Source organism: Micromonospora sp. HUAS YX12, assembly GCF_040215685.1.
Lineage (GTDB): Bacteria > Actinomycetota > Actinomycetes > Mycobacteriales > Micromonosporaceae > Micromonospora > Micromonospora tulbaghiae.
The window spans coordinates 5,451,063-5,470,879 of sequence record NZ_CP157974.1 but is presented as its reverse complement, the minus strand read 5'-3'; the positions used below and the strand labels follow the sequence as shown (position 1 = coordinate 5,470,879).

Here is a 19,817-nt window from a genome sequence, read left to right as displayed (position 1 = left end):
ACCGGTTACCGAGCGAGTACGGTCGATGGTGGCAATGTAGCCGGAGCAGCGACCGGCAGCCGACGCTCAGACCGCCCGGGAGAAGACGATGACCGATCCCGCCACCTTCGGTGCCCGACTTCGCGCGTACCGCGAGCGTGCCGGCAAGACGCGTCCGGTCCTCGGCGGCCTGGTGGGCCGCAGTGCCGAATGGGTCAAGGCTCTGGAGAACGGCCGTCTGCTCCCGCCCCGCCTTCCCATGCTCATCCGTCTGGCCGAGGTGCTCGACATCTCCGATCTGGCGGACTTGACCGGTGACCAGTCTCTGCCGGTGGCTTCGGTGACTCGTGCCGGTCACCCGGATGTCGACACGGTGGCTGCGGCGATGCAGCGGGCTGCTCCGGCGGGTGATCTCAAGCAGAGCGATGTGCTGCGTGGGTTGGTCGACCAGGCGTGGTCCCTGTGGCATCGGTCCAGCGTCGAGCGTTCGGCTGTCGCGGCTGTCCTGCCGGAACTCCTTGGCGACGCCCAGCGCAGCGCTCGACGGCTGGACGGGCAGGCGCGTCGGGCGGCTCTGGTCGAGTTGGCTCGCGTCTACCACCTCGCGCAGCTGTACCTCGCCCACCAGCCGTACCCGGAACTGGTGTGGCTCGCCGCCGACCGGGCGATGCGGGCGGCTCAGGACGCCGACGACCCCTCGGCCATCGCCGTGGCCGCCTGGTACTACGCGCATGTCTACCGCAGCTCGAATCAGATCGACCTCGCGGAACACCTGCTCGTCGATGCCGCAGCGATGGTCGATCCGGCTGCGGGGAGGGAGCAGCTGGCGAGATGGGGCCAGGTGCAGCTCGGCATCGCTCTCGGGCACAGCAAGGCTGGTCGCGCGGGGCAGGCATGGCGCGCTTGGGATGCCGCCGAGCAAGCGGCCAGCCGGCTCGGTGACAGATACGCCCACCCGTGGTTGATGTTCGGGCCGGCGGCGTGCACGGCCTACGGCGTCACGATCGAGACGGACCTGTGCCGTCCCGGTGAGGCGATCCGACGTGCCGACACGGCGGACTATTCAGCGCTGCCCTCACGAACCCGTCGCGCGGCAGCGCTGATCGACGCCGCCCGCGCGCACCTGCTCGATCGCGGCGAGGTGGCGGCGATCCATCTACTCGGCCGCGCGCTGCGAGAGAGCGTCGATACGGTGCGGCACAACCCCTATGCCCGTACGGCAGCGCTGGAACTGTCGAATCGTCCTGGCACGGTTGGTGAGGACGCTCGTGAGCTGGGGCTGGCGATCGGCGTCCAGGGGTAGCCCTCCCTCGGGTACAAACCTTCCCCGTCGCCGCTCGTGACTGCTCGTAGCGTCCAGGCCGCCGGCGGCGGCGGATTCTTCGTCACCTGAATGTCCTTGGGTGAGAGATCCGCGCCGCGTCCTGACGGTGGCCGAGGAGGCGGACTCGGTGTTGACGTGGTACGGCCTGGGCAGATGGGTGCGCCTGTTGCGTGGACGCCCGGTATCGCAGTCGGTTGCCGGGCCGCGATATCAGGAACGTGAGCAACGGGCGGCGCAGGAGCGACTGCTCGACCAGGCGCAGCGGCTGCGTGGAGGGCGCTCGCCGGGTCAGGCGGAGCTGGCGGAGTGAGCACCGTGGAACAGTCGATCCTGGCGGTGCACGTACGGGGTCTGGACGGGATGTGCGTGGGTTGCCGGCTGTGGCGGGCGCGGCTGACTCCGTACCCCTGCTGGCAGGTCGCATGGGAGACCAGCCGGCAGGCGCGGGTGAGCACCCACGGGCCGGTACTGCCGGTCTGGTCGTGCGGTGGGTGCGGTGCGCCGTGGCCGTGCGCGACGCGGCGGCGGGAGCTGCTTGCGGAGTACGAGGGTGCGCCGGTGTCGCTGGCGGTGTACCTGGGGGCGCAGTTGGTGCGGGCGACGGCGGATCTGAGCTGGGCGCCGGCGGGGTCGTTGCACCGGCGGTTCCTCGGGTGGCTGCGGTGAGCGGGTTGAGGAGCAGGTCCGTCAGCACAAGCTGGGTCACCTGCGTAACGAGCGCCCAAGGGTACGCATCCGACGGATCGTTTGATTCCAGCCAGGTGCGAGACTGGGCGGGTGACTCACCCGCTCGCGCGCCGCGTCTACGACACCTGCCATCTCACCGGCCGGTTCGCTCTCCGATCCGGGCAGGTCAGCGACGAGTACTTCGACAAGTACCTGTTCGAGGGGAAGCCGGAACTGCTGCGCGAGGTCGCCGAGGCGATGGTGGCCCTGCTCCCGGAGTGCGACGTGCTGGCGGGGATGGAGATGGGCGGCATTCCGCTCGCCACGGTGATGTCACAGCTGACCGGGCTGCCCACAGTCTTCGTGCGCAAGCAGGCGAAGGAGTACGGCACCGCGAAGGTGGCCGAGGGCGGGCCGGTGAACGGCCTGCGGGTCGTCGTGATCGAGGACGTCGTGACCACGGGAGGCGCGCTCCTGGCCTCGTGCGGGCAACTGCGGTCCGTCGGCGCCCAGGTGGATACGGTGGTCTGCGCGATCGACCGCGAGCAGGGCGGGCGGGAGAACCTGGCGGCCGAAGGGCTGCAACTCCGCGCCGCCCTCACTCGGCGGGATCTGGAAGCCGCACTGATGGCGTGAGGCTCGAACTCCACCTATAGCTAGGGCTGGTTCGGGCCGCTGCTGGCGTTGTACGAGTTCTTGGCGGCGACCACGGCCGCCTGGATGTGCTCGGGGTCGACGCCGTGGACGTTGAGCGGTGGGTGCAGGCGCCGGACGAGTTCGGCCTCGATGACCGTCGGCTCGGCGTCCTCGGCCCAGGTCAGGCGCAGGTGCTCGTGCATCCACGCGGTCAGGCGTGTCTCGTCCTCGGGGACCAGGACGACCCGGTCGGTCCAGGTCGTCCGGTAACCCTCGGAGACGAGAAGCCCGGCGAGGGTACGGCGCAGAGTCGAACTGCCCGAACGCCTCAGGTGGTTGCGCAGGATCCGGCCGCGCAGGCTGGTCGCCCGCCCGAGATAGAGCAGCCGTTGTGACGGGTCGTTGTCGTTCGGCGGTCCCGGAAGGTCGGGAAGGACTGAAGGCGGGGCCCACCAGGCGTAGACGCCGCCGCCACGGGCGAGCCGTTTGACGGCGACGTCGAGTCCGACCGGCATGCCGGAGAGCAGCCGCAGTGCCTGTTCGACCCGGGCTCCGTCGGTAGGGACGTCGTCCGGTCGTGCTTCGGGAATGGTCATCAAGACCATGCTATGTGCCCGCAGCATCGCTACCGGCGGCCGACCCGGATACCGGCTCGGAACCCGTGGCCTGCGATCTCGTGCGTCTCACCTGCGGAGAGTCCACGGTCAGAGGCACAAGATCGCGGGGCCGTCATCCAGCGAGGCGGTCCCGGAGGAACTCGGTGATCTCCTTTCGTGCTGACTTGGCCTGTGGCACCACGCCCGGCATGCTGAGGAACGCGTGCGTCGCTCCGGGATGTTCGGCGAGCTGCGCGGGCGTCCCGGCCTCGCGCAACCGTTCCGCGTACGTACGTCCGTGATCGGCCATCGGGTCGTGTGTCGGCACCACCACCAGCGCCGGTGCCAGCCCGCTCAGGTCGTCGGCATACAGCGGTGACACGGCACGAGGGTCCGTTCCTTCCGGAACGGCCAGCCGGCGGAACAGCTCCAGCTGCTCCACGGTGAGGGTGGGGCTGGTGGCGTGCTCGCTCATCGAGGCGTAGTCGAACGTCGTCGAGGTCAGATCGACACAGGGATTGACCAGCACCTGCGCCCGCAACATCAGATCGGACTCCCTGGCCCGGATCGCGGCCAGGGCGCCCACCATGGCACCGGCACTCTCTCCGAAGACAGCGACCCGTGCCGGGTCGACTCCCCACTGCGCGGCGTGCTGCACGACGTGGCGCAGCACGTCCCAACCGTCGTCGACAGCCGCTGACAGCGAGATCCCCGGGGCGAGCAGGCGGTGCTCGACCGACACGACCACTGCGGGCAGCCGACCGGCGAGGTGACTGTTGACCCAGTCGCTCTGCACCGCTGTGCCCACGAACCCACCGCCGTGCACGTGGAGCACGAGCGGCAGGCCGGCCCGGCCGCCGCCGGACGACGGCCGGTACACCCGGACCTGGAGCACACGGTCAGGCAGCGCCAGCTGCTGCCAGCCGATCGTGGCCCCGCGGTCCGGAAATCCGGTGATCAGTCGCGCCAGACCAGAAGCCCGCCTGCGGTTCTCCGCGACGCGGAACTCGTCCAGCGCCTCGGCCGGCATCGTCAACCAGTCCGGCTCCTTCCGCAGGGCGTGCAGCAGCCGGATTCTCAGCGGCAGCCGCTGCATACCGATGGTGTGGCTCATGGCTCCTCCTCGACACGGCAATACGCTACCTGAGGTATCGATACTAGAAGTAGCATAACTGGCTATGGTGTGACCATGGCCCGAGCAACCACACCCGCCAGACCACCCGGCCGTCCCCGCTCCGGCGTCGACGCCACGGTCTTCGCAGCAACGCTCAGCACGGTCCACGAGCTCGGCTACACGCACGCCACCGTCGATCGCATAGCCGCTGCGGCAGGCGTCGCGAAGACCACGATCTACCGTCGCTGGCCGTCGAAGGGCGCGCTGATCACCGCCTGCCTCGTCGAAGCGTTCGGTCCGCCGCCGCTGACGGGCGCCAGCCGGGAGGAGATCATGTCGGCAGCTGTCCGCTGGATCGCGGCGAAGATCGGGGAACCCGGGATCGGCGCGGCATTCGCCGGCGTGTTCACCGATGCCGTCAACGATCCCGCCCTGCGCCACATCCTCTCCACACAGTTGCAGGACCCCTACCGGCTCGCGTTCCAGGAGGCGCTCGGCGAACCGGAGAACCGGGTTCTCTTCTTCATCGATGTCGTTGTCGGCGCCCTGCTCCACCGCATGGGCATGACCGGCGAGCCGATGGCCGATGCCGACGTCGACGCCCTGGTCGAGATGGTCCTGCGCGCCCTCCGCTAGCCCGGGCTCAGGCGCTGCGACCCCTGGACCCCTCCGCCGACTTTCCGGTCCGCACCTGCCCGGCTCGCTTGCTGAAGGCCCCACCAGTCGCTGACAGTGGCGAGATGAGCAGGCGCATTCCGCACCGGTCCGGACGGGATGCGAGGCTGAAGGCGTGGCTTCCCTCGCCGGGGTTCTCGGCTCGTACGCCCCGGACGCCTGCCGACTCCTGAGCCGGCGCCATGCCCGCCCGCCGGTGACGCCCGGATGAGCCTGGTGTCGGCGTTCGTGCCGATCTGGATCCTCACCGCGGTCGGCTACGCGGCCTGCCGCTGGGGCCTGCTGGGCGAGGCGGCGGCGTCGGTGCTCGGCCGGTTCGTGTTCCAGCTCGCCATGCCGGCCGCCCTGTTCCTGGCCCTGGCGCGGATGCCGCTGTCCGGGTTCGCCGGCCGCTCGCTGCTCGCCTTCGGGGTGAGCACTGCCGCGGTGATCGGATTCGGATGGGTCGGCGCGAGCCGGCTGTTCGGACGCGAGCCCGGCGAACGGCCGATCTGGGGCATGGCCGCCGGGTACGTGAACTCGGCGAACCTCGGCATCCCGATCGCCACGCAGGTTCTCGGCGACGTGTCGTTCCTGGCCGTGGTGGTGCTGCTCCAGGTGCTGGTGGTGACGCCCGTGATCCTGGTCGCCCTGGACCGGCACAGCGACCCGGCCGGGCGGGTACGGGTCCGCCGTATCGCCTCCCTGCCCGTACGCAATCCGGTGATCCTGGCGTCGCTGCTCGGTGTCGCGTGCTCGGTTGCCGGCCTGCAACTACCGTCGGCGGCCGCCGCGCCGCTGACGCTGCTGGCGGGCGCCGCGGTTCCGGCCGCCCTGGTCGCGCTCGGCGCGTCGCTGCGCCGCACGGCGCCGGCACCGGCAGAACCGGCCGAACCGGCCGAGCCGGCCGGGCCCGCCGAGCTGGCCGCGATCAGCGCGCTGAAGCTCGTCGCACAGCCAACCATCGCGTACGCGGCCGGGCTGGCCCTGCAGCTGTCCGCACCGCAGATGCTCGCCGTGGTGGTGTGCGCGGGCCTGCCCACAGCCCAGAACACGTTCATCTTCGCCCAGGAGTACGGCGTCGGCGAGGCGGTGGCCAACCGGGCGGTGGTGGTGACCACGACGCTGTCACTGGCCACAGTGGCCGCGGCCGCGGCGCTGCTCGGGTAGCTCGGCCGATCACCGCTACGAGGGGAACCGCCTCCAGTGCCCCTCGGAGACGACCTCGACGGTGCCGTCGGTCACCGTGATGGCCGTCTGGTCGTCGATCGCGTACGCCGGACCGGCGATCTCGGCCGCCCAGCTCTCGGCATGAGCCATGGTGTTGTCCGGCTCGAGACCCAGGTGCGGGAAGATCGAGAAATCGACGAGCCCCAGCGTGCGGTCGTCGGGCGCGGACTGCCACTCGACGAATTCCTTGCCGACCCGTGGGGTCAGCACCATGCTTCCCGCACTCAGCCCGACCCAGACGGTGTCCGGCAGCGACGGCAGGAGGTCCGCCAGCCCGGACTGCCGCATCCAGTGGCACAGGTACGTCGCGTCGCCGCCGTGCACGAGCAGGACGTCGGCCTCGCGGACCCAGGGTTCCCAGTGCTCCTGGCCGATGCTGGGCAGCGCTGTCAGTTCGAGGACGCCCAGCGACTTCCAGCCCAGGCCGGTCATGGGCAGCGGCGTCTGACCGGTGATGAAGCGCCACGCCGAGGCCGGCCCGCCCATCGGGTAGGCCGCCGTGGGGATGCAGAGGGCACTGGCTTCGGCGATCGGCTTGCCCAGCAGATCGACCAGCGCATCCTGGATGCTCGGGTTCTGGACGCCTGCGGATGTGAGAAGAAGCTTCACGCCTACCTCCGATGGCAGCGGTTGGGTGCACGGGAATGCAGACCGGGCACCGTATCGAAACTCATCGCCCCACGTCGCGTCACTCGCGGATCTCCATCGCCGTCACCAGGCCGTTGTCGAGGCGGTAGACGTGCGTGACGGTGTGGTCGGCGAGCTTCGCTCCGGCCTTGTCGTGGACCACCTGATGCACAGTGACGGCGATGCGGCCGTCGGCCTCCGTGCGGAACGCGATCGGCGTGACGACAGGTTCGAGCTGGTCCCACTGCCGGCGCCAGTAGGCACCCACCTGCTCCCGGCCGCGAACCACGCCTCCCTCCCACCCGTTGGGCCAGGACACATCCGGCATCATGGCGGCCAGCAGTGTGGGGATGTACGCCTGTTGAAGGCCGCGTAGTGGTTCGTGAGCAGAGCCTGGGACGTCAGGCGTCTCGGCACATCCATCGAGCCAGCATGACCGGTGAACGAGGCCTCATGAAGCCCGCTTAGCGGTCAGCAGAACCGCCAGCGCCAGATCGCCTCAGCCCCTCCGGCTGGAACCGTGTTCATAGACTCCCGGCTGTGCGAGTTCCTCTTGTGATCGCCGGGGCGGCTGTCGTACTGGGTGCGGCGGCCGCGACGGTGGCCGGGGTGCGCTGGGCCGCCGCTGGTGAGCCGGTCTCCGTCGCGGTGCCGCCGGGGGCGTCCACGCTGCTTCCGGAAGGCGCGTACGAGACCGTCGTCGACAACCGGGCGGCCGAGGTCTCCGTCGATCTGCGCAACGACCGCGGTGGTCCGGAGGTCGACACGTACGCCATGCCGTCCGCGACCGGTTGGGAGCAGGTCCGGTCGGCTGTCGCCGGGCAGCTCGACGGCTGGAAGCAGGCCGGGGACTGCGCCGACACGGGGGAACGGCGGGTGCGGTGCTCCTGGTCGGAGCCGACCCGCTGGTGGCCCCGCACGGTGCAAATCGTCTTCCTCCGGCCGGCGCCGGCGGGTGACGACCAGTCCTACGAGTGGCCCGACAACACCTTCCTGGTGATCGGTTCCGCGCGCGGCGCCGGCCTTTCGTGAACCGGCCCCGGCGGGGCGTCGGCGACGACGGCGGGGCGTCCGCGATGCTGTGGGCGTGAAGTACGTGTCCAGAGCGCCGCGACCGCCGCTGGACGGGCTGATCGACGACCTCTACTACCTGGCGGGCACGCCCCCGTACGCTCGGTTGACGCTGCCGCCGATGCCGGCGACGCTGCTCGTCGTCAACCTCGGGGCGCCGTTCCGCGTCCGCGGCGGCACCGACATCGAGACGACCGAGTACGCCGACGGCTGCGTGATCACCACGCCCACCCGCGCGTTCGAGTTCGGCTATCCGAGCCCGACACGCTCGGTCGGCGTACACGTCAAGCCGTGGGGTCTGGCGCCGTTCCTGCCGATGCCGGCGGTCGAGCTGTGCGACCGGCCGGTGACGCTGGAGCAGGCGTGGTGCAGTTCCGGGAGTTCACCGGGCTCACACCGACCCGGCACATCGAGGTCCGGCGACGGTTCCTGCGCGAACACCCCGGCCACGCGATGGACGGCTGGCCGCTGCCGGCCGATTGATTTCCTACAAGAACGGCAGCTCACGGCACGCTAGCTTGGGGGCACCCAAGGCAGAGGAGAGCCCGCGTGGGCACTGTGGTCCTGTACAGCTCGGTGTCGGTGGACGGCTTCGTCGCGGACGAGAACGACCAGCCCGGCCCGCTGTTCGACTGGCTGACAAGCGGTGACGTTCCGCTGGACGACAGCGGCGCGTTGACGGTGTCGCAGACCTCCTACGACTACATCCGGCCGTACTGGGACCAGATCGCTGTGACTGTCGTCGGCCGGCACGTCTTCGACCTGACCGACGGCTGGGACGGAACGCCGCCGAGCGGGATCGACCATGTGGTCGTCGTGACGCACCGGCCGGCACCCGAGGGCTGGGACCACGACACGCCGTTCCACTTCGTCGACGGCGTCGAGGCGGCAGTGGCCAGGGCGCAGGAGCTTGCGGGGGACCGCATCGTCGAGGTCGCCGCCGGCGACGTCGGAGGCCAGGTGCTCGCCGCGGGCCTGGTCGACGAGGTACGCATGGATGTCGTACCCGTGGTGTTCGGGTCCGGAAAGCGCTACTTCGGGTCCGTCGACGCGCAGCACCTGCTGGCGGATCCCGACGTGGTGATCCAGGGCGATCGGGTGCTCCACCTGCGCTATCGGGTGCGCCGCTGACCGCTCCGATGAGGCCTCGGCTGCACGGTGGTCGGCAGGGTGGTGCCGTCAGAGCAGGGCGAGCTGGCCCGGCATCGGCTCGTCGTCGAGACGGGCGCCGAGCTGCCACAGCCGGAGCTGATCGTCCTCATGATGGCGGGTGAGCCATCGGCCCGGCTCGTACGAGGGGTGGACGGCACCGGATCCGTGGTGGTGCGGGTAGCGCACCTGGGAGCGGCACCGGAGGCTGAGCGCCGACAGCAGGAGATGGCCCTCCGTGTCGTTCGGCAGGCCTTCGGTGTTCGGAGCGGCGAGGATCAGCTCCTCGCTCAGGAACACCGCACGGTCCACGTGTCGGCAGCCCGCGAGGCTCGGTGGCACGCCCGGCAGATCTTCGAGGTGTCGTGCTGTGATCACGGCATCGAAAGCGACGTCGCGGACGGACAGGAAGCCGTCGAGCGTCTGGTTCAGGTAGCGGGCGCCCGCCGGGCTGAAACCGGCGAGATCGCTACCGGCCAGCGGCCGGGACAGGATGCGCCCGGCGTCGAGCCGGATGAGCATGGCGCGTGACTGGTCAGGATCGAGCAGCGTCAAGCCGGTCCAGTCGCCCTTGGGTGAGTGCACGAACCAGGCGGCCTCGGGACCGGGCAGCGGCGTGCGATGGATCTCCGCGCCACTTCCACCGTGGACGGCGACGAGTTCCTCGGTGTCGCCCAGACGGATCCAGAGGACATCGTCGCCGTCGAGGTGGAAGTCGGTGCCGGCGCTGCCGCCGAGCCGACCCCAGCTGCTGCGCCACCGGACCGCGCCGTCGTGGTCGAGCACGACGATCTGATGGTCGTCGCCCGCCGCGACGAGCCGCCGGGTGGCACTGACCTTCATCCGCGGGTCGTCGAGGGGCGCTGCCAGCCGCGCCACGCGACGCAGGTCGTAGTCGAACAGGTTCACCGTGACACTGCCTCGATCGGTGACCGCCCAGCCGAGGCCGGTTGCCTCGGTGACATGTCGAATCCCGGGTAGCCGCACCTGGTTGATCAAGCGGGGTCGCATCGCAGCAGCATAGAGTCGCCGGTGCCCGACCCTTCCACATCGACCCTTCGCCTCAGTCGATGGACGAGCCGGCAAGCACTTCCTCAATCCGGTGACGAAGGGCGTCGAGTTCGGCGGAACCGCCGCGTACCTCGACGAGGAGGTCGACGGCAGCCCGCAGATACCCCACGGCGATGATGTCCTCGTCGAACGGATCGTCGACCTCGAAATGATCCAGCAGCATCGTGAAGTCGTCCACCACCGCCTCGGCGCGGGCGGCGGCCCGGTCGGGAGCACCGTTGCGCAGGGCGCAGCGAGCCGACTCGATCATCGCTCGCCCGACGAAGGCGTGGCACTGGCCCAGCAGGCGGGTGACGATGCGCCCCACCAGGTCGAGGCCACGCTCCTCAAGCTCCGGATCGGGCCGGGCGGCGAACTCCGCGGTGACCCGACGGGCGGCCGCGGCGAGCGCGACACCGTCGACCCACTCCTGGGAACCCTCCTCGGCGCAGGGCTGCTGCCCCAGCCGAGCGATGCATGCCTCGGCTGCGACCGACAGTGCCGTCGCTGCCTGCAGGAGGAGGTGGAAGCCGATCCGATCCCTCTGCGGCGACACGACGGCCAGCCGCGCGACCTCGAGCGCCACGGCGACGTCCTCGGTGCCGCGTGTGGGTTCACCACGCCTGGCCCCGTCCAGAAGGGCCTGCGCTGCCGCCCGTTCCCCGGGCGACGGTCCGGGATCCCCGTCGTCGACCGGCAGTCCGAGCGCGAGCCGGTACGAGGTCCACGCCAGCGGGTCCATGACGGGATCCGGCTGGTTCGCGGGATTGCCGGACGCGGCACGAACCACTCCACCCCTGACACGGTCCATCGCGAGCCGCGCGTCGTCGAACGGCAGCGCGAACCGCTCGGTCAGGACGGCGAGGACATCGCCACGGCGCGTCCCCTCCGCCTCGGCCGCACGGAGATAGCGGACAAGAGCGGGTACCGATGTTCCGCGAGCGAGGCGCACCGTCAGGTCGTCCGTCCATTCCACCCGACGAGGATGCCCGCCGCGATCGCGTTCCACAAGCGAGATCATTTTCCTCACCCGGCCGTACGCGATTGACACGTCCAGTCGGGGCGGGCAAGGTTGCAGTCGGCCACGCGCACCGCGTGGGCACTCCGCATGAGGGAATGACGCCTGTGATCCGGGTAGGCCGAGCGGCCGCCTGAGTGTCTCGCGACGCGACGGACAACCGTCGCGTGCCTGCGGCACGGCGGGGCGGTCCGACGTCTCCTCCGCCCGTCGCACCCTCTCATGCATCGAGGTCTTCCGTTGAGCATGGATGCCCGCATCCAACAGTCAGTCGTCGTCAACCTGTCCCGCCGGCCCGCGCCCGTCGAGGTGGGGCCCTTCGTGATCGGGCTGGACCCGGCGACGCCCAGCCCGTACGTCAACTACGCGACGCCGCGTCCCGGCGCCGCCGTCACCGCGGCCGACGTCACCGCACTGGTCGCGGCGTTCCGCGCCGCGGACCGCAGACCCCGTCTGGAGTACGTGACCAGTTGCGCCCCCGATCTGGAGGCGCTGCTGACCGCCGCCGGCTTCACAGTGGAAGCCCGGCACACCTACCTGGTCTGCGTACCGGGCACGCTGTCGTCGCCACCCGTGCCGGACCACGTGAGCCTGTGCGAACCGGGCGCCGACGCCCAGCGCGCCGCGCTGATCAGCGTGCAGAACGAGGCGTTCGGCGGCGATCCGGTCGCCTCGGAGGCCGACGTGGCCCGCATGCGGCGCCAGCAGGATGCCGGGGGAGTGGTCGTCATGGCCGTCAGCGACGACGGCACGTGCGCGGGTGGCGGTGGTGCGGCTGCGCCCGCCGGTGCGGTCAGCGAGGTGGCCGGCATCGCCGTTCGCGTGCCGTACCGTCGCCGCGGACTGGCGTCCGCGATCACCGCCGACATCACCCGGAGGCTGTTCGGCGCCGGTACGGAGGTCGCCTGGCTGGAGGCCGGCGGCGAGGATTCGTGGCGGGTCTACGAGCGCGTCGGCTACCGGCCCGGCGGTCAGCGGCTCTACATCGCCACGAACTGAGGACGGAGGAGCCCGGGCCGGGTTGCGGCGACCCGGACCCGGGCTGGGGCGCTAGCTGTCGAACCAGACGACGAGCCGCACGTTGTCGTCGCCGTACCGTTCGGCCAGCTCACGCATGCGGTCCAGCAGCGCGCGGAGCTGCGGGTCGGCGCGCAGCACATCACCGTGGGTCAGGCGCTCCACCCGCCACACCCGGTCGGCAGCGCGCCATTCGGTTCCCTCCGGGTAGGCGCTGCCCCGGTGGTCCGCGTGCTCGCCGGCTACCTCGCGCCAGGCTCGCCCGTGGTGTCCGGCCTTGCCCACGAAGCGCGGTCCCTGGCTCGTCAGCTCGTACTCGTGGATCCGGTCGTCCACCCGGGGCGCCTGCGCGCTCCAGTCGACGGATGCCAGCTGCGTCCATGTCACCCAGGTGTGGTCGTGTTCGCCGTCCGCGAGGAGAGCGAGCAGATCCGCGCCGGCGTCGTCCGGCAGGCCACGGCCGGGCGCGACCGGCTCGAACCCGGCGTGGTTGCGCACACCGAACAGCAGCCCGAAGGCGTCGTAGTGGCGAGGTAACGCGTCCAGGCTGACGTCGGCCAGCTGCCAGGACGCACCCGGACCGTGTGGCCGGATCTCCACCCCACCGGCGATGTCGGTGCCCATGTCACCCATCCTCGCAGCCGAGATGGTGCCCGCCACCGGACCGTTCGTATCGTCGTCGTGTCACGAACGCGGCGTCCGATCCCCGCCGGACAGCCGTCCTCTCGTCGGCCAGGCTTCCCACCATGAACAACGCACTCGACGGCAAGGTAGCTCTGGTCACCGGTGGTGGCCGTGGCATCGGCGCGGCGGTGGCCCTTCGCCTGGCCGAGGACGGCGCCGATGTGGCGCTGACGTTCCAGCGGAATCAGCGGCGCGCCGACGACGTGGTGGATCAGATCAAGGCCGCGGGGCGGCGGGCGATCGCCGTACGGGCCGACAGCGCCGACCCGGCGGCGGTGATCGCGGCGGTGGACCGGGCCGCCGGCGAGCTGGGCCGGTTGGACATCCTGGTCAACAACGCGGGCGCGTTCCTGCTCGGGCCGCTGGAGCAGTTGAGTCTCGACGAGTTCGAACAGACGGTCGCGGTCAACGTCCGGGCGCCGTTCGTCGCCTCGCAGGCCGCGGTGCACCACATGTCCGCGGGCGGACGGATCGTCAACATCGGCAGCAACACGGCCGAGCGGGCGGTCTTCCCGGGCTTCTCGCTCTACGCGATGAGCAAGACCGCCCTGATCGGTCTGACCAAGGCGCTCGGGCGCGAACTCGGCGGCCGAGCGATCACGGTGAACCTGGTGAACCCCGGTGCCACGGACACCGAGCTGAACCCGGCCGACGGCCCGAACGCGGACGCGATCAACGGATTCACCGCCCTCGGCCACTACGCGCGGCCGGCCGACGTGGCCGCCGCCGTGGCGTTCCTGGCGGGCCCGGACGGGCGTTACGTCACCGGCGCGACAGTGAACGTCGACGGCGGGTTCACCATCTGAGCGTCGGCCGGCGCCAGGGTGGGACCGGGCGCTGACGGCCTGCCCGCCGCGGCGCAGCGCGGCGGTTAGGGTGTGCCGGTGTGGAAGGCGGTGTCCCGGGGTGACCGTCATGGTTGACGCGGACGACGTCCGCCGGGTGGCGCTGTCGCTGCCGCACGTGGTCGAGATCGACAGTGACGGCTTCGACTTCCGGGTCGCCGGCAAGGGGTTCGTCTGGTCCTATCCCGAGCGCACGCCCGGTAGGCCGCGACGCATCCGCACCGACATCGCCGTGCTGTACGTGGGCGACGAGGCGGAGAAGCAGGCGTTGCTCCTCGGCGAGCCCGACCTCTTCTTCACCACGCCCGCGTACGACGGGTCACCCCTGGTCATGCTGCGGCTGGCGCACGTCGGCGTCGACCGCCTGACGGAACTGGTCACCGACGCGTGGCGGATGCGCGCCCCCGACCCGCTTCCCGGTGACATCCACGAGGGCACCCGCTAGTCGTCCAGGATCTGCTCCCGGAGGATGTCGGCGTGCCCGCAGTGCTGGGCGAACTCGCGTAGGACGTGGAGATACACCCACCGCAGCGGAACCGGGCCTCGCCGATGCCCGGTGAGGATGTCGTCCAGGCCCCGCGTGGAGGTCGCCCGGCGTGACGCGTCGCGGGCGTCGCGGTAGGCCTGCCGCACGCCGGCGATCGTGTCGCCGTCGTCGAGGAGGAACGAGTCCTCCGACCGCTCCGGGATGCCGATCTCGGCGCGCGACCGGCCTGTGACGGCCTCGTCGAACCAGACCTTCTCGACGAAGGTCGCGTGTTTCACCAGACCCAGCAGCGTGGTCCGGGAGGACACCAGCGACCGGCGCGCCTGTTCCTCGGTCAGCCCGTCCAGGCAACGGTCGAGCGCGTCGCGGTGTTCGTCGAGAAACGCCTCGAACTGGGCCTGGAGCGGCTGCGCGACGACCTCGGCGGAGAAGGTGGGCGGGAAGGACGGCATGGACGAAGCATCCCAGATCGGCGGCTCCACCCGCCCGCGGGCGGCTGAGTTGCAGGGCGGGGCCTACGGCTGGAAGTACCTGGACATCATGTCGCCGACCCATTCCGGCTGCCGGACGTCGGCGGGGACGAACTCCTTCAGCACCGGCTTCAGGTCGATGACGGGCGTGCCCGACACCGCGTCGAGGCCCACCACCGTCAGTTCGCGGCCGTCGACGGACTCGATCCGGCAGCAGGTCACGCCGATGCGGTTGGGCCGGCGGGGGCCGCGACCGGCGAACACGCCCATCGGCGGCAGGTCGGTCCGGCCCCGGTAGGAGCGGGGTTCCCGGAAGTCGCCGCCGTCCGGGAACCGGTCGAAGACGAAGAAGACCTCCACGTGGGAGAACTCCTCCAAGCCCTGCAGGCACGCCTCGCCGAAGCGTTCGTCGACGACGATCGTGCTGCGGACCGCACCCCAGTTGTCGCTGTGCTGGATGTCCGTCCGGTCGTTGCGGACGGTCCCGATGGAAGTGATCTCGAAGCTGCGCATGATCGGATTCTCCGTTTCGTGCTGGCGGGTCAGGCGGCGAGCAGCAGTGCGCTGATCACCAGCATCACCACTGCGGTGGCGCCGTGAACGCCGTAGACGGCGGTCGCGGGGCCGTTGCTGCGGCGCACGATCAGCGCGTCTGCGACGGGTATGCCGGTGGCGGCGAGCATGAACCAGCCCAGCAGATGGGGTGTCGCGCCGGCCACCAGGATGAGGATGAAGACGCCCGAGGCGATGTCGCGTACGGCCTTGACGGTCAGCCAGGCCCGGAAGGTCGGGTCCTCGGTCGGCGTGTCGGGGATGCCGAAGCCGGCGGCGCCCTGCGGCGCCCGGAAGGCGAGCACGCCCATGAGGACGCAGCCCGCGCCGATCAGCCCGGCGAGCACTGTGGCGACTGTGGTGAGCATGGATGGCATCCCCTCGGTGACGGCGGATTGCTAGCGGCGCTAGCAGTGAGAGCGACGATAGATTGCCGCCGACAGGATGTCTAGCGCTGCTAGGATCCGGTCATGTCTGCTGTCAGCGAGCGCCGCGAACGTGAACGGGCGCAGCGTCATCGATTGATCGTCGCCGCCGCGCGCGAGCTGGCCGAGACCGAGGGCTGGGAGGCGGTGACCACCAGGCGGCTGGCGGACCGGGTCGAGTACAGCCAGCCGGTGCTCTACAGCCACTTCAACGGCAAGGGCGCCATCGTCGCCGCCGTCGCCCTGGACGGGTTCACCGAGCTCGCCGCCCATCTGAGCCGCGCCCGGCAGGCCGCGCCCGCCCCCGGGCAGTCCCTGCGCGCGGTCTGTCACGCCTACCTGGACTTCGCGACCGAGCGGCCGGCCCTGTACGACGCCATGTTCGTCCTGCCCACCGAACTGCGGTTCGCCAGCGCCGAGACCCCGCCGCCGCTGCGAGCCTGCTTCGACGAGTTCGTCAGCTGCTTCGACCCGGGAGACGAACGGCGGGAGCTTTCCGCGGAGGTCCTCTGGAGCGCGCTGCACGGCATCACGGTGCTGTCCCGCAGCGGCCGTGTCCCGGCGGGCGGGCAGGAGGGGCGACTCGACTTCCTCGTCGCCCGGTTCGGGACAGCCGGCGACGGGCCGCTGACCTAGGATCGTGATCATGGATGTTCTCCGATACGCGGCGTTCACCGCCGACCCCGCCGGTGGCAACCCGGCCGGTGTCGTCCTCGATGCCACGGGCGTCGGGGACGCGGAGATGCGGCAGGTGGCGGCCCAGGTCGGCTACTCCGAGACGGCGTTCCTCGTGCCCGCAGCCGGGGACGGGCGGTTCACGGTGCGCTACTTCAGCCCGAAGGCGGAGGTGCCGTTCTGCGGCCACGCGACGATCGCGTCGGCAGTCGCCTACGCCGAGCGGCACGGCCCCGGTGTGCTGCACCTGGATACCCGCGCCGGACTGGTCGAGGTCGCCACGAGCGCGCAGGCCGACGGCACCACCACCGCCACGCTGACCAGCGTCGCGCCGCGCACCGTACCCCTTGCCGCCGGCGACCTCGCGGCGCTGCTCGCCGCGTTGCGCTGGGCGCCGGACGATCTCGACGCGACGCTGCCGCCGCGTGTCGCGTACGCCGGGGCCTGGCATCCGATCGTGGCCGCCGCGACCCGGCAGCGCCTGGCGGACCTGGACTACGACATGGCGGCGCTGAGCGCGCTCATGGCCGAGCGGGACTGGACGACTGTCGACCTGGTGCACCGGGAGTCCCCGCTGGTGTTCCACGCGCGCAACCCGTTCCCGCCCGGCGGCGTGGTCGAGGACGCCGCGACCGGGGCGGCGGCGGCCGCGTTCGGCGGCTACCTGCGCGAGCTGGGCCTGGTGCGGCCGCCCGCGACGGTCACCGTGCGGCAGGGCGAGGACATGGGCCGTCCGAGCCTGCTCACCGTCGGCATCCCCGCCGGACCCGGCACCGGGATCGCGGTGACCGGCACCGCCGTGCCCATTCCGGAGGACGCCGGATGAGGCCGGACCACGACGGGCTTCGCCGAGTCTGCTTCCTCTCCTTCGTCCACGAAGCGCATTTGAGACGCTGGGCGCACAGCGTCGGATCCGGGGCGGCTCGTTCGTAGTACGGGTGAGAGGCGGCCGGACCGGGCCGCCCGGACAAGGGAGTCATGGCATGCCGCGGTACCTGATCTCGTTCAACGACGGCGCGATGGACCACATCCCCGCCGAGGAGATCCCCCAGGTGGGCAAGGACGCGCACGCGGTCATCCAGGAGGCCGTGAACGCGGGCGTGTTCGTGTACGGCACCGGGCTCGAACGCCAGCAGGCGAGCATCGTCGGTACGGACGGGGTGGTCACCGACGGGCCGTTCCCGGAGACGAAGGAGGTCATCGGCGGGTTCGTGGTCCTCGACGTGGCCTCACGCGACGAGGCGCTGAAGTGGGCCGCCAAGATCGCCGTCTCGTGCCGCTGCGCACAGGAGGTCCGGGAGATCATGCCCGACCCCGAGACGGAGGCGATGCTCCGCGCGGCGGGCCGGTGACAGGTCCGAAGTCAGAGCGATTCGCACCGGCAGGCCGCGGCGGCCACGGTGAACCGCGAAAACCGGTTGGCGGCCCCGGCGAGCGCTGTTAGCTTGCCGGTGGCCGTGCCGGAGGACGAGGGAGGTGGTACCCGTGACCGCAGTAACGACATGGGTGCTCCCCTCGGGGGTCACGGCCGGGCGATAGGTCGTCCGGGAGCGCCGTCGCACTCCCGAAAGGCACGACCATGCGATTCACCTCCGAACAGCGCCTCGCCGACGGCGTCCGCGAGCGTACGTTCGCCCTCGGTGGGATCCCCGGCCTCCTGTGGACGCCCGCGTCCACGTCCGCGCCGGCCCCGCTGATCCTGCTCGGCCACCCCGGCGGGCTGCGCCGGATGTATCCCCGCCTGGTGGCCCGGGCGGAGGGCTGCGCCGCGCAGGGCTTCGCCGCGGCCACCATCGAGCTCCCCGGAAGCGGCGACCGGCCGGCGTCCGCCGCCGCCGAGCAGGCCCGCGCCGACCTGCACCGCGCACTGGCGGCCGGTGAGCCGGTGGCCGACGAGGTCGTCGACCGGCTCGTCCTGCCGCTGGTCGAGACGGCGGTCCCGGAGTGTCGGGCCGCGCTGGACGCCCTCCTCGCGCTGCCGGAGATCGGCGGCCCGGTCGGGTACGCCGGCGGCGTGATCTCGGTCGGCGTACGGCTGGCGGTGGTCGAACCGCGCATCGTGGCCGCGCTCCTGTTCGCCGGGAGCTTCGTGCCGCGCACCATCGTCGAGGAGGCCCGGCGGGTCACCATTCCGCTGCATGTCCTGCTGCAGTGGGACGACGAGGGCAACGACCGGCAGATGGCGCTGGACCTGTTCGACGCCTTCGGCTCGGCGGAGAAGACGCTGCACGCCAACATGGGCGGGCACACGGGCGTACCACAGTTCGAGGGTGAGCCCGCGAACCGGTTCTTCGCCCGGCACCTGAGGTAGGGCAGGGACGCCTGCTGTTCGCCTACCAGCTCGCGGTCCAGCTGTACCAGGGACCGCCGAGATGCGTGAAGCGCGGAGCTTCGAAGTCCTCGTTCGCGAGGTCGGCGGTGGGGCCCTGCGGCAGGTAGGCGAACCCGGCGTCGTTCAGCATGTACCCGTTCGTCTCGTAGAGCACCACTCCGCCGGGCACCGTGTAGGCCGAGGTGATGATGTAGGCGCCGATCCGGTGCGGCACGTGCACGCTCGACCACTCGGCGTCCTGCGGGCTCGCTGCGGGCAGCGTGGCGACCACCCGCTCGAACGCACCACGGCTCACCGCCCAGCGGGCCTGGAACGGCGCTCCGGCGACGACCAGCGCCGCCGTGAGCACGACGATCACCGGGGCGACCAGGAACCGCCAGGACCAGCGGCGGCGCTCCACCACGAAGAAGCCCACCAGGATGGCCCAGCTCAGACCGGCCACGGCGAACAGGAAAACCACGCCGAGCATCACGTAGAAGACGAAGCCGGGGACACTGACGGCCCAGAGCAGACAGACCCCGGTGATCGCCACCCCGATGTGCAGGGTCCGCCATGCGTTCCTCGTCCAGCGGTCGGCCGGCGGGCCGCCCCGCGCGCCGGTCACGCGGATCCGTCCACCGGCGACGCCCAGGTGGGGCGCCTGATCAGGCAGAACGGGTGACCCGCCGAGTCGGCGTACACGTGGTCGCCCGGCAACCGCCGCGCGCCCAGCGCGAGCACCGCCTCGCCCGCCGCGTCCTGGTCGTCGACCATCACGTCGAGGTGCATCTGCTGCGGCACCGCCGGATCCGGCCACGTCGGCGGCACCAGCCCAGGGGCGCGCTGGAACGCCAGCCCGGACGCCGCCGTGCTCGCCGACACGACGGTGAAGTCGTCGTCCGCGTACGTGATCGGGTCGCCGAGGACCGCGCTCCAGAACCGGGCCTCGGCCATCGGATCCGGGCAGTCGACGATCAGGTGGTGGAGCCTGCCGACCGGCATCGCGATCACCCCGTTCCCGACCCTGCCGCCGGACGTCAGCTCAGCCGCAGGTCGTGCTCGTCGAGGGCGGCCTCGATGACGCCCAGCGCCTTCGGCCCCATGCCGTGCAAGCGGGCCAGCTCCGCGCGCGGCACCCCGGCGAGCTGGCGCAGCGTCGTGTAGCCGGCGGCGTTCAGCGCCCGCGTGGCCGGTGCGCCGATCTTCGGCAGGCGATCCAGGGGCGAGGTCATCGCCC

Annotated in this window: 29 protein-coding genes; 16 read left to right on the top strand and 13 right to left on the bottom strand. The window is 71.2% G+C overall.

What is annotated here, in order from left to right:
* The first annotated feature begins 88 nt into the window (after positions 1 to 88).
* The 4 genes from ABIH81_RS26100 to pyrE all read left to right on the top strand — a co-directional run bounded on the left by ABIH81_RS26100 (position 89) and on the right by pyrE (position 2,605).
* Positions 89 to 1,282, top strand: a complete 1,194-nt coding sequence (locus ABIH81_RS26100; protein ID WP_349877513.1) for a helix-turn-helix transcriptional regulator — start codon at positions 89 to 91, stop codon at positions 1,280 to 1,282.
* A 100-nt stretch (positions 1,283 to 1,382) separates the two neighbouring features.
* Entirely contained in the window at positions 1,383 to 1,613 is a 231-nt protein-coding gene (locus ABIH81_RS26095; protein WP_349877512.1) for a hypothetical protein, read from the top strand.
* The gene (locus ABIH81_RS26090; protein ID WP_349881281.1) at positions 1,610 to 1,969 is read left to right on the top strand and encodes a hypothetical protein; all 360 of its coding nucleotides are present in this window, start codon (positions 1,610 to 1,612) and stop codon (positions 1,967 to 1,969) included. The genes ABIH81_RS26095 and ABIH81_RS26090 overlap by 4 nt, the downstream gene beginning before the upstream one ends.
* Positions 1,970 to 2,080: 111 nt before the next feature.
* Positions 2,081 to 2,605 (top strand): orotate phosphoribosyltransferase, encoded by a 525-nt coding sequence (gene pyrE, locus ABIH81_RS26085; RefSeq protein WP_349877511.1) that lies wholly within the window; start codon positions 2,081 to 2,083, stop codon positions 2,603 to 2,605.
* 20 nt (positions 2,606 to 2,625) lie between these two features.
* Here pyrE and ABIH81_RS26080 read toward each other — a convergent pair whose 3' ends face one another.
* On the bottom strand, positions 2,626 to 3,201 hold the full coding sequence (locus tag ABIH81_RS26080) for a GIY-YIG nuclease family protein (protein WP_349877510.1): 576 nt from the start codon (positions 3,199 to 3,201) through the stop codon (positions 2,626 to 2,628).
* Positions 3,202 to 3,334: 133 nt separating this feature from the next.
* Entirely contained in the window at positions 3,335 to 4,315 is a 981-nt protein-coding gene (locus tag ABIH81_RS26075) for an alpha/beta hydrolase (protein ID WP_349877509.1), read from the bottom strand.
* A 75-nt stretch (positions 4,316 to 4,390) separates the two neighbouring features.
* Here ABIH81_RS26075 and ABIH81_RS26070 point away from each other — a divergent pair, with 75 nt between their 5' ends.
* Together ABIH81_RS26070 and ABIH81_RS26065 are read left to right on the top strand one after the other, a co-directional pair.
* The gene (locus ABIH81_RS26070; protein ID WP_349877508.1) at positions 4,391 to 4,951 is read left to right on the top strand and encodes a TetR/AcrR family transcriptional regulator; all 561 of its coding nucleotides are present in this window, start codon (positions 4,391 to 4,393) and stop codon (positions 4,949 to 4,951) included.
* 246 nt (positions 4,952 to 5,197) lie between these two features.
* Positions 5,198 to 6,139 (top strand): AEC family transporter, encoded by a 942-nt coding sequence (locus ABIH81_RS26065; protein WP_349877507.1) that lies wholly within the window; start codon positions 5,198 to 5,200, stop codon positions 6,137 to 6,139.
* A gap of 15 nt (positions 6,140 to 6,154) precedes the next feature.
* Here ABIH81_RS26065 and ABIH81_RS26060 read toward each other — a convergent pair whose 3' ends face one another.
* Together ABIH81_RS26060 and ABIH81_RS26055 are read right to left on the bottom strand one after the other, a co-directional pair.
* A complete protein-coding gene (locus tag ABIH81_RS26060; RefSeq protein WP_349877506.1) occupies positions 6,155 to 6,808 on the bottom strand; it encodes a Type 1 glutamine amidotransferase-like domain-containing protein in 654 nt (217 codons plus the stop codon).
* A 79-nt stretch (positions 6,809 to 6,887) separates the two neighbouring features.
* A complete protein-coding gene (locus tag ABIH81_RS26055; RefSeq protein WP_349881201.1) occupies positions 6,888 to 7,154 on the bottom strand; it encodes a nuclear transport factor 2 family protein in 267 nt (88 codons plus the stop codon).
* Between the two features lie 212 nt (positions 7,155 to 7,366).
* Here ABIH81_RS26055 and ABIH81_RS26050 point away from each other — a divergent pair, with 212 nt between their 5' ends.
* From ABIH81_RS26050 to ABIH81_RS26040, 3 genes are read left to right on the top strand one after another with little or no spacing between them, the layout of a single operon-like run.
* Complete coding sequence (locus tag ABIH81_RS26050) at positions 7,367 to 7,858, top strand: hypothetical protein (protein ID WP_349877505.1); 492 nt, start codon at positions 7,367 to 7,369, stop codon at positions 7,856 to 7,858.
* Between the two features lie 55 nt (positions 7,859 to 7,913).
* Positions 7,914 to 8,414, top strand: coding sequence for a DUF6597 domain-containing transcriptional factor (locus ABIH81_RS26045; protein ID WP_349877504.1), 501 nt, complete (start codon positions 7,914 to 7,916; stop codon positions 8,412 to 8,414).
* 32 nt (positions 8,415 to 8,446) lie between these two features.
* Positions 8,447 to 9,028 carry a dihydrofolate reductase family protein gene (locus ABIH81_RS26040; protein ID WP_349877503.1) on the top strand — a complete coding sequence of 194 codons (582 nt, stop codon included), beginning with the start codon at positions 8,447 to 8,449 and terminating at the stop codon, positions 9,026 to 9,028.
* 48 nt (positions 9,029 to 9,076) lie between these two features.
* Here the strand turns inward: ABIH81_RS26040 and ABIH81_RS26035 are convergent, their stop codons facing one another.
* Complete coding sequence (locus tag ABIH81_RS26035; RefSeq protein ID WP_349877502.1) at positions 9,077 to 10,057, bottom strand: hypothetical protein; 981 nt, start codon at positions 10,055 to 10,057, stop codon at positions 9,077 to 9,079.
* Positions 10,058 to 10,109: 52 nt separating this feature from the next.
* Positions 10,110 to 11,117: a hypothetical protein gene (locus ABIH81_RS26030; protein WP_349877501.1), complete on the bottom strand. Its 1,008-nt coding sequence runs from the start codon at positions 11,115 to 11,117 to the stop codon at positions 10,110 to 10,112.
* Between the two features lie 243 nt (positions 11,118 to 11,360).
* Here ABIH81_RS26030 and ABIH81_RS26025 point away from each other — a divergent pair, with 243 nt between their 5' ends.
* Positions 11,361 to 12,113, top strand: coding sequence for a GNAT family N-acetyltransferase (locus ABIH81_RS26025; protein ID WP_349877500.1), 753 nt, complete (start codon positions 11,361 to 11,363; stop codon positions 12,111 to 12,113).
* Between the two features lie 51 nt (positions 12,114 to 12,164).
* On the opposite strand, the gene ABIH81_RS26020 is transcribed toward ABIH81_RS26025, so the two are convergent.
* A complete protein-coding gene (locus tag ABIH81_RS26020; RefSeq protein ID WP_349877499.1) occupies positions 12,165 to 12,755 on the bottom strand; it encodes a hypothetical protein in 591 nt (196 codons plus the stop codon).
* Between the two features lie 122 nt (positions 12,756 to 12,877).
* On the opposite strand from ABIH81_RS26020, the gene ABIH81_RS26015 reads away from it, so the two are divergent.
* Positions 12,878 to 13,621: a 3-oxoacyl-ACP reductase family protein gene (locus ABIH81_RS26015; RefSeq protein WP_349877498.1), complete on the top strand. Its 744-nt coding sequence runs from the start codon at positions 12,878 to 12,880 to the stop codon at positions 13,619 to 13,621.
* Positions 13,622 to 13,730: 109 nt separating this feature from the next.
* Positions 13,731 to 14,105, top strand: coding sequence for a hypothetical protein (locus ABIH81_RS26010; RefSeq protein ID WP_349877497.1), 375 nt, complete (start codon positions 13,731 to 13,733; stop codon positions 14,103 to 14,105).
* On the opposite strand, the gene ABIH81_RS26005 is transcribed toward ABIH81_RS26010, so the two are convergent.
* From ABIH81_RS26005 to ABIH81_RS25995, 3 genes are all read right to left on the bottom strand, one after another.
* The gene (locus ABIH81_RS26005) at positions 14,102 to 14,599 is read right to left on the bottom strand and encodes a DinB family protein (RefSeq protein ID WP_349877496.1); all 498 of its coding nucleotides are present in this window, start codon (positions 14,597 to 14,599) and stop codon (positions 14,102 to 14,104) included. The two genes, ABIH81_RS26010 and ABIH81_RS26005, sit on opposite strands and share 4 nt — an antisense overlap.
* 63 nt (positions 14,600 to 14,662) lie before the next feature.
* A complete protein-coding gene (locus ABIH81_RS26000) occupies positions 14,663 to 15,130 on the bottom strand; it encodes an SAM-dependent methyltransferase (protein ID WP_349877495.1) in 468 nt (155 codons plus the stop codon).
* 29 nt (positions 15,131 to 15,159) lie between these two features.
* Complete coding sequence (locus tag ABIH81_RS25995) at positions 15,160 to 15,537, bottom strand: DUF4267 domain-containing protein (RefSeq protein ID WP_349877494.1); 378 nt, start codon at positions 15,535 to 15,537, stop codon at positions 15,160 to 15,162.
* 102 nt (positions 15,538 to 15,639) lie between these two features.
* Between ABIH81_RS25995 and ABIH81_RS25990 the strand changes: the two genes are divergently transcribed.
* The 4 genes from ABIH81_RS25990 (at position 15,640) to ABIH81_RS25975 (ending at position 18,580) form a co-directional block, all read left to right on the top strand.
* On the top strand, positions 15,640 to 16,230 hold the full coding sequence (locus ABIH81_RS25990; protein WP_349877493.1) for a TetR/AcrR family transcriptional regulator: 591 nt from the start codon (positions 15,640 to 15,642) through the stop codon (positions 16,228 to 16,230).
* A gap of 10 nt (positions 16,231 to 16,240) precedes the next feature.
* Positions 16,241 to 17,095 (top strand): PhzF family phenazine biosynthesis isomerase, encoded by an 855-nt coding sequence (locus ABIH81_RS25985; RefSeq protein WP_349877492.1) that lies wholly within the window; start codon positions 16,241 to 16,243, stop codon positions 17,093 to 17,095.
* 157 nt (positions 17,096 to 17,252) lie between these two features.
* Positions 17,253 to 17,621: a YciI family protein gene (locus ABIH81_RS25980; RefSeq protein ID WP_116510428.1), complete on the top strand. Its 369-nt coding sequence runs from the start codon at positions 17,253 to 17,255 to the stop codon at positions 17,619 to 17,621.
* 227 nt (positions 17,622 to 17,848) lie between these two features.
* Positions 17,849 to 18,580: an alpha/beta hydrolase gene (locus tag ABIH81_RS25975; RefSeq protein ID WP_349877491.1), complete on the top strand. Its 732-nt coding sequence runs from the start codon at positions 17,849 to 17,851 to the stop codon at positions 18,578 to 18,580.
* A 22-nt stretch (positions 18,581 to 18,602) separates the two neighbouring features.
* Here the strand turns inward: ABIH81_RS25975 and ABIH81_RS25970 are convergent, their stop codons facing one another.
* The 3 genes from ABIH81_RS25970 to ABIH81_RS25960 are packed head-to-tail and all read right to left on the bottom strand — an operon-like array spanning position 18,603 to position 19,812.
* The gene (locus tag ABIH81_RS25970) at positions 18,603 to 19,205 is read right to left on the bottom strand and encodes a hypothetical protein (protein ID WP_349877490.1); all 603 of its coding nucleotides are present in this window, start codon (positions 19,203 to 19,205) and stop codon (positions 18,603 to 18,605) included.
* Positions 19,202 to 19,582, bottom strand: a complete 381-nt coding sequence (locus tag ABIH81_RS25965) for a VOC family protein (RefSeq protein ID WP_349877489.1) — start codon at positions 19,580 to 19,582, stop codon at positions 19,202 to 19,204. Before ABIH81_RS25965 ends, ABIH81_RS25970 begins: the two co-directional genes overlap by 4 nt.
* A gap of 35 nt (positions 19,583 to 19,617) precedes the next feature.
* Positions 19,618 to 19,812 (bottom strand): helix-hairpin-helix domain-containing protein, encoded by a 195-nt coding sequence (locus tag ABIH81_RS25960; RefSeq protein ID WP_349877488.1) that lies wholly within the window; start codon positions 19,810 to 19,812, stop codon positions 19,618 to 19,620.
* Between the last annotated feature and the right edge of the window lie 5 nt (positions 19,813 to 19,817).

What these genes read in the sequence shown, in the direction of transcription:
- ABIH81_RS26100 (WP_349877513.1), top strand. Translation starts at nt 89, where the DNA reads ATGACCGATCCCGCCACCTTCGGTGCCCGACTTCGCGCGTACCGCGAG.
- ABIH81_RS26080 (WP_349877510.1), bottom strand. Translation starts at nt 3,201, where the DNA reads ATGACCATTCCCGAAGCACGACCGGACGACGTCCCTACCGACGGAGCC.
- ABIH81_RS26075 (WP_349877509.1), bottom strand. Translation starts at nt 4,315, where the DNA reads ATGAGCCACACCATCGGTATGCAGCGGCTGCCGCTGAGAATCCGGCTG.
- ABIH81_RS26070 (WP_349877508.1), top strand. Translation starts at nt 4,391, where the DNA reads ATGGCCCGAGCAACCACACCCGCCAGACCACCCGGCCGTCCCCGCTCC.
- ABIH81_RS26065 (WP_349877507.1), top strand. Translation starts at nt 5,198, where the DNA reads ATGAGCCTGGTGTCGGCGTTCGTGCCGATCTGGATCCTCACCGCGGTC.
- ABIH81_RS26055 (WP_349881201.1), bottom strand. Translation starts at nt 7,154, where the DNA reads ATGCCGGATGTGTCCTGGCCCAACGGGTGGGAGGGAGGCGTGGTTCGC.
- ABIH81_RS26035 (WP_349877502.1), bottom strand. Translation starts at nt 10,057, where the DNA reads ATGCGACCCCGCTTGATCAACCAGGTGCGGCTACCCGGGATTCGACAT.
- ABIH81_RS26030 (WP_349877501.1), bottom strand. Translation starts at nt 11,117, where the DNA reads ATGATCTCGCTTGTGGAACGCGATCGCGGCGGGCATCCTCGTCGGGTG.
- ABIH81_RS26025 (WP_349877500.1), top strand. Translation starts at nt 11,361, where the DNA reads ATGGATGCCCGCATCCAACAGTCAGTCGTCGTCAACCTGTCCCGCCGG.
- ABIH81_RS26020 (WP_349877499.1), bottom strand. Translation starts at nt 12,755, where the DNA reads ATGGGCACCGACATCGCCGGTGGGGTGGAGATCCGGCCACACGGTCCG.
- ABIH81_RS26015 (WP_349877498.1), top strand. Translation starts at nt 12,878, where the DNA reads ATGAACAACGCACTCGACGGCAAGGTAGCTCTGGTCACCGGTGGTGGC.
- ABIH81_RS26010 (WP_349877497.1), top strand. Translation starts at nt 13,731, where the DNA reads ATGGTTGACGCGGACGACGTCCGCCGGGTGGCGCTGTCGCTGCCGCAC.
- ABIH81_RS26005 (WP_349877496.1), bottom strand. Translation starts at nt 14,599, where the DNA reads ATGCCGTCCTTCCCGCCCACCTTCTCCGCCGAGGTCGTCGCGCAGCCG.
- ABIH81_RS26000 (WP_349877495.1), bottom strand. Translation starts at nt 15,130, where the DNA reads ATGCGCAGCTTCGAGATCACTTCCATCGGGACCGTCCGCAACGACCGG.
- ABIH81_RS25995 (WP_349877494.1), bottom strand. Translation starts at nt 15,537, where the DNA reads ATGCTCACCACAGTCGCCACAGTGCTCGCCGGGCTGATCGGCGCGGGC.
- ABIH81_RS25990 (WP_349877493.1), top strand. Translation starts at nt 15,640, where the DNA reads ATGTCTGCTGTCAGCGAGCGCCGCGAACGTGAACGGGCGCAGCGTCAT.
- ABIH81_RS25985 (WP_349877492.1), top strand. Translation starts at nt 16,241, where the DNA reads ATGGATGTTCTCCGATACGCGGCGTTCACCGCCGACCCCGCCGGTGGC.
- ABIH81_RS25980 (WP_116510428.1), top strand. Translation starts at nt 17,253, where the DNA reads ATGCCGCGGTACCTGATCTCGTTCAACGACGGCGCGATGGACCACATC.
- ABIH81_RS25975 (WP_349877491.1), top strand. Translation starts at nt 17,849, where the DNA reads ATGCGATTCACCTCCGAACAGCGCCTCGCCGACGGCGTCCGCGAGCGT.
- ABIH81_RS25965 (WP_349877489.1), bottom strand. Translation starts at nt 19,582, where the DNA reads ATGCCGGTCGGCAGGCTCCACCACCTGATCGTCGACTGCCCGGATCCG.
- ABIH81_RS25960 (WP_349877488.1), bottom strand. Translation starts at nt 19,812, where the DNA reads ATGACCTCGCCCCTGGATCGCCTGCCGAAGATCGGCGCACCGGCCACG.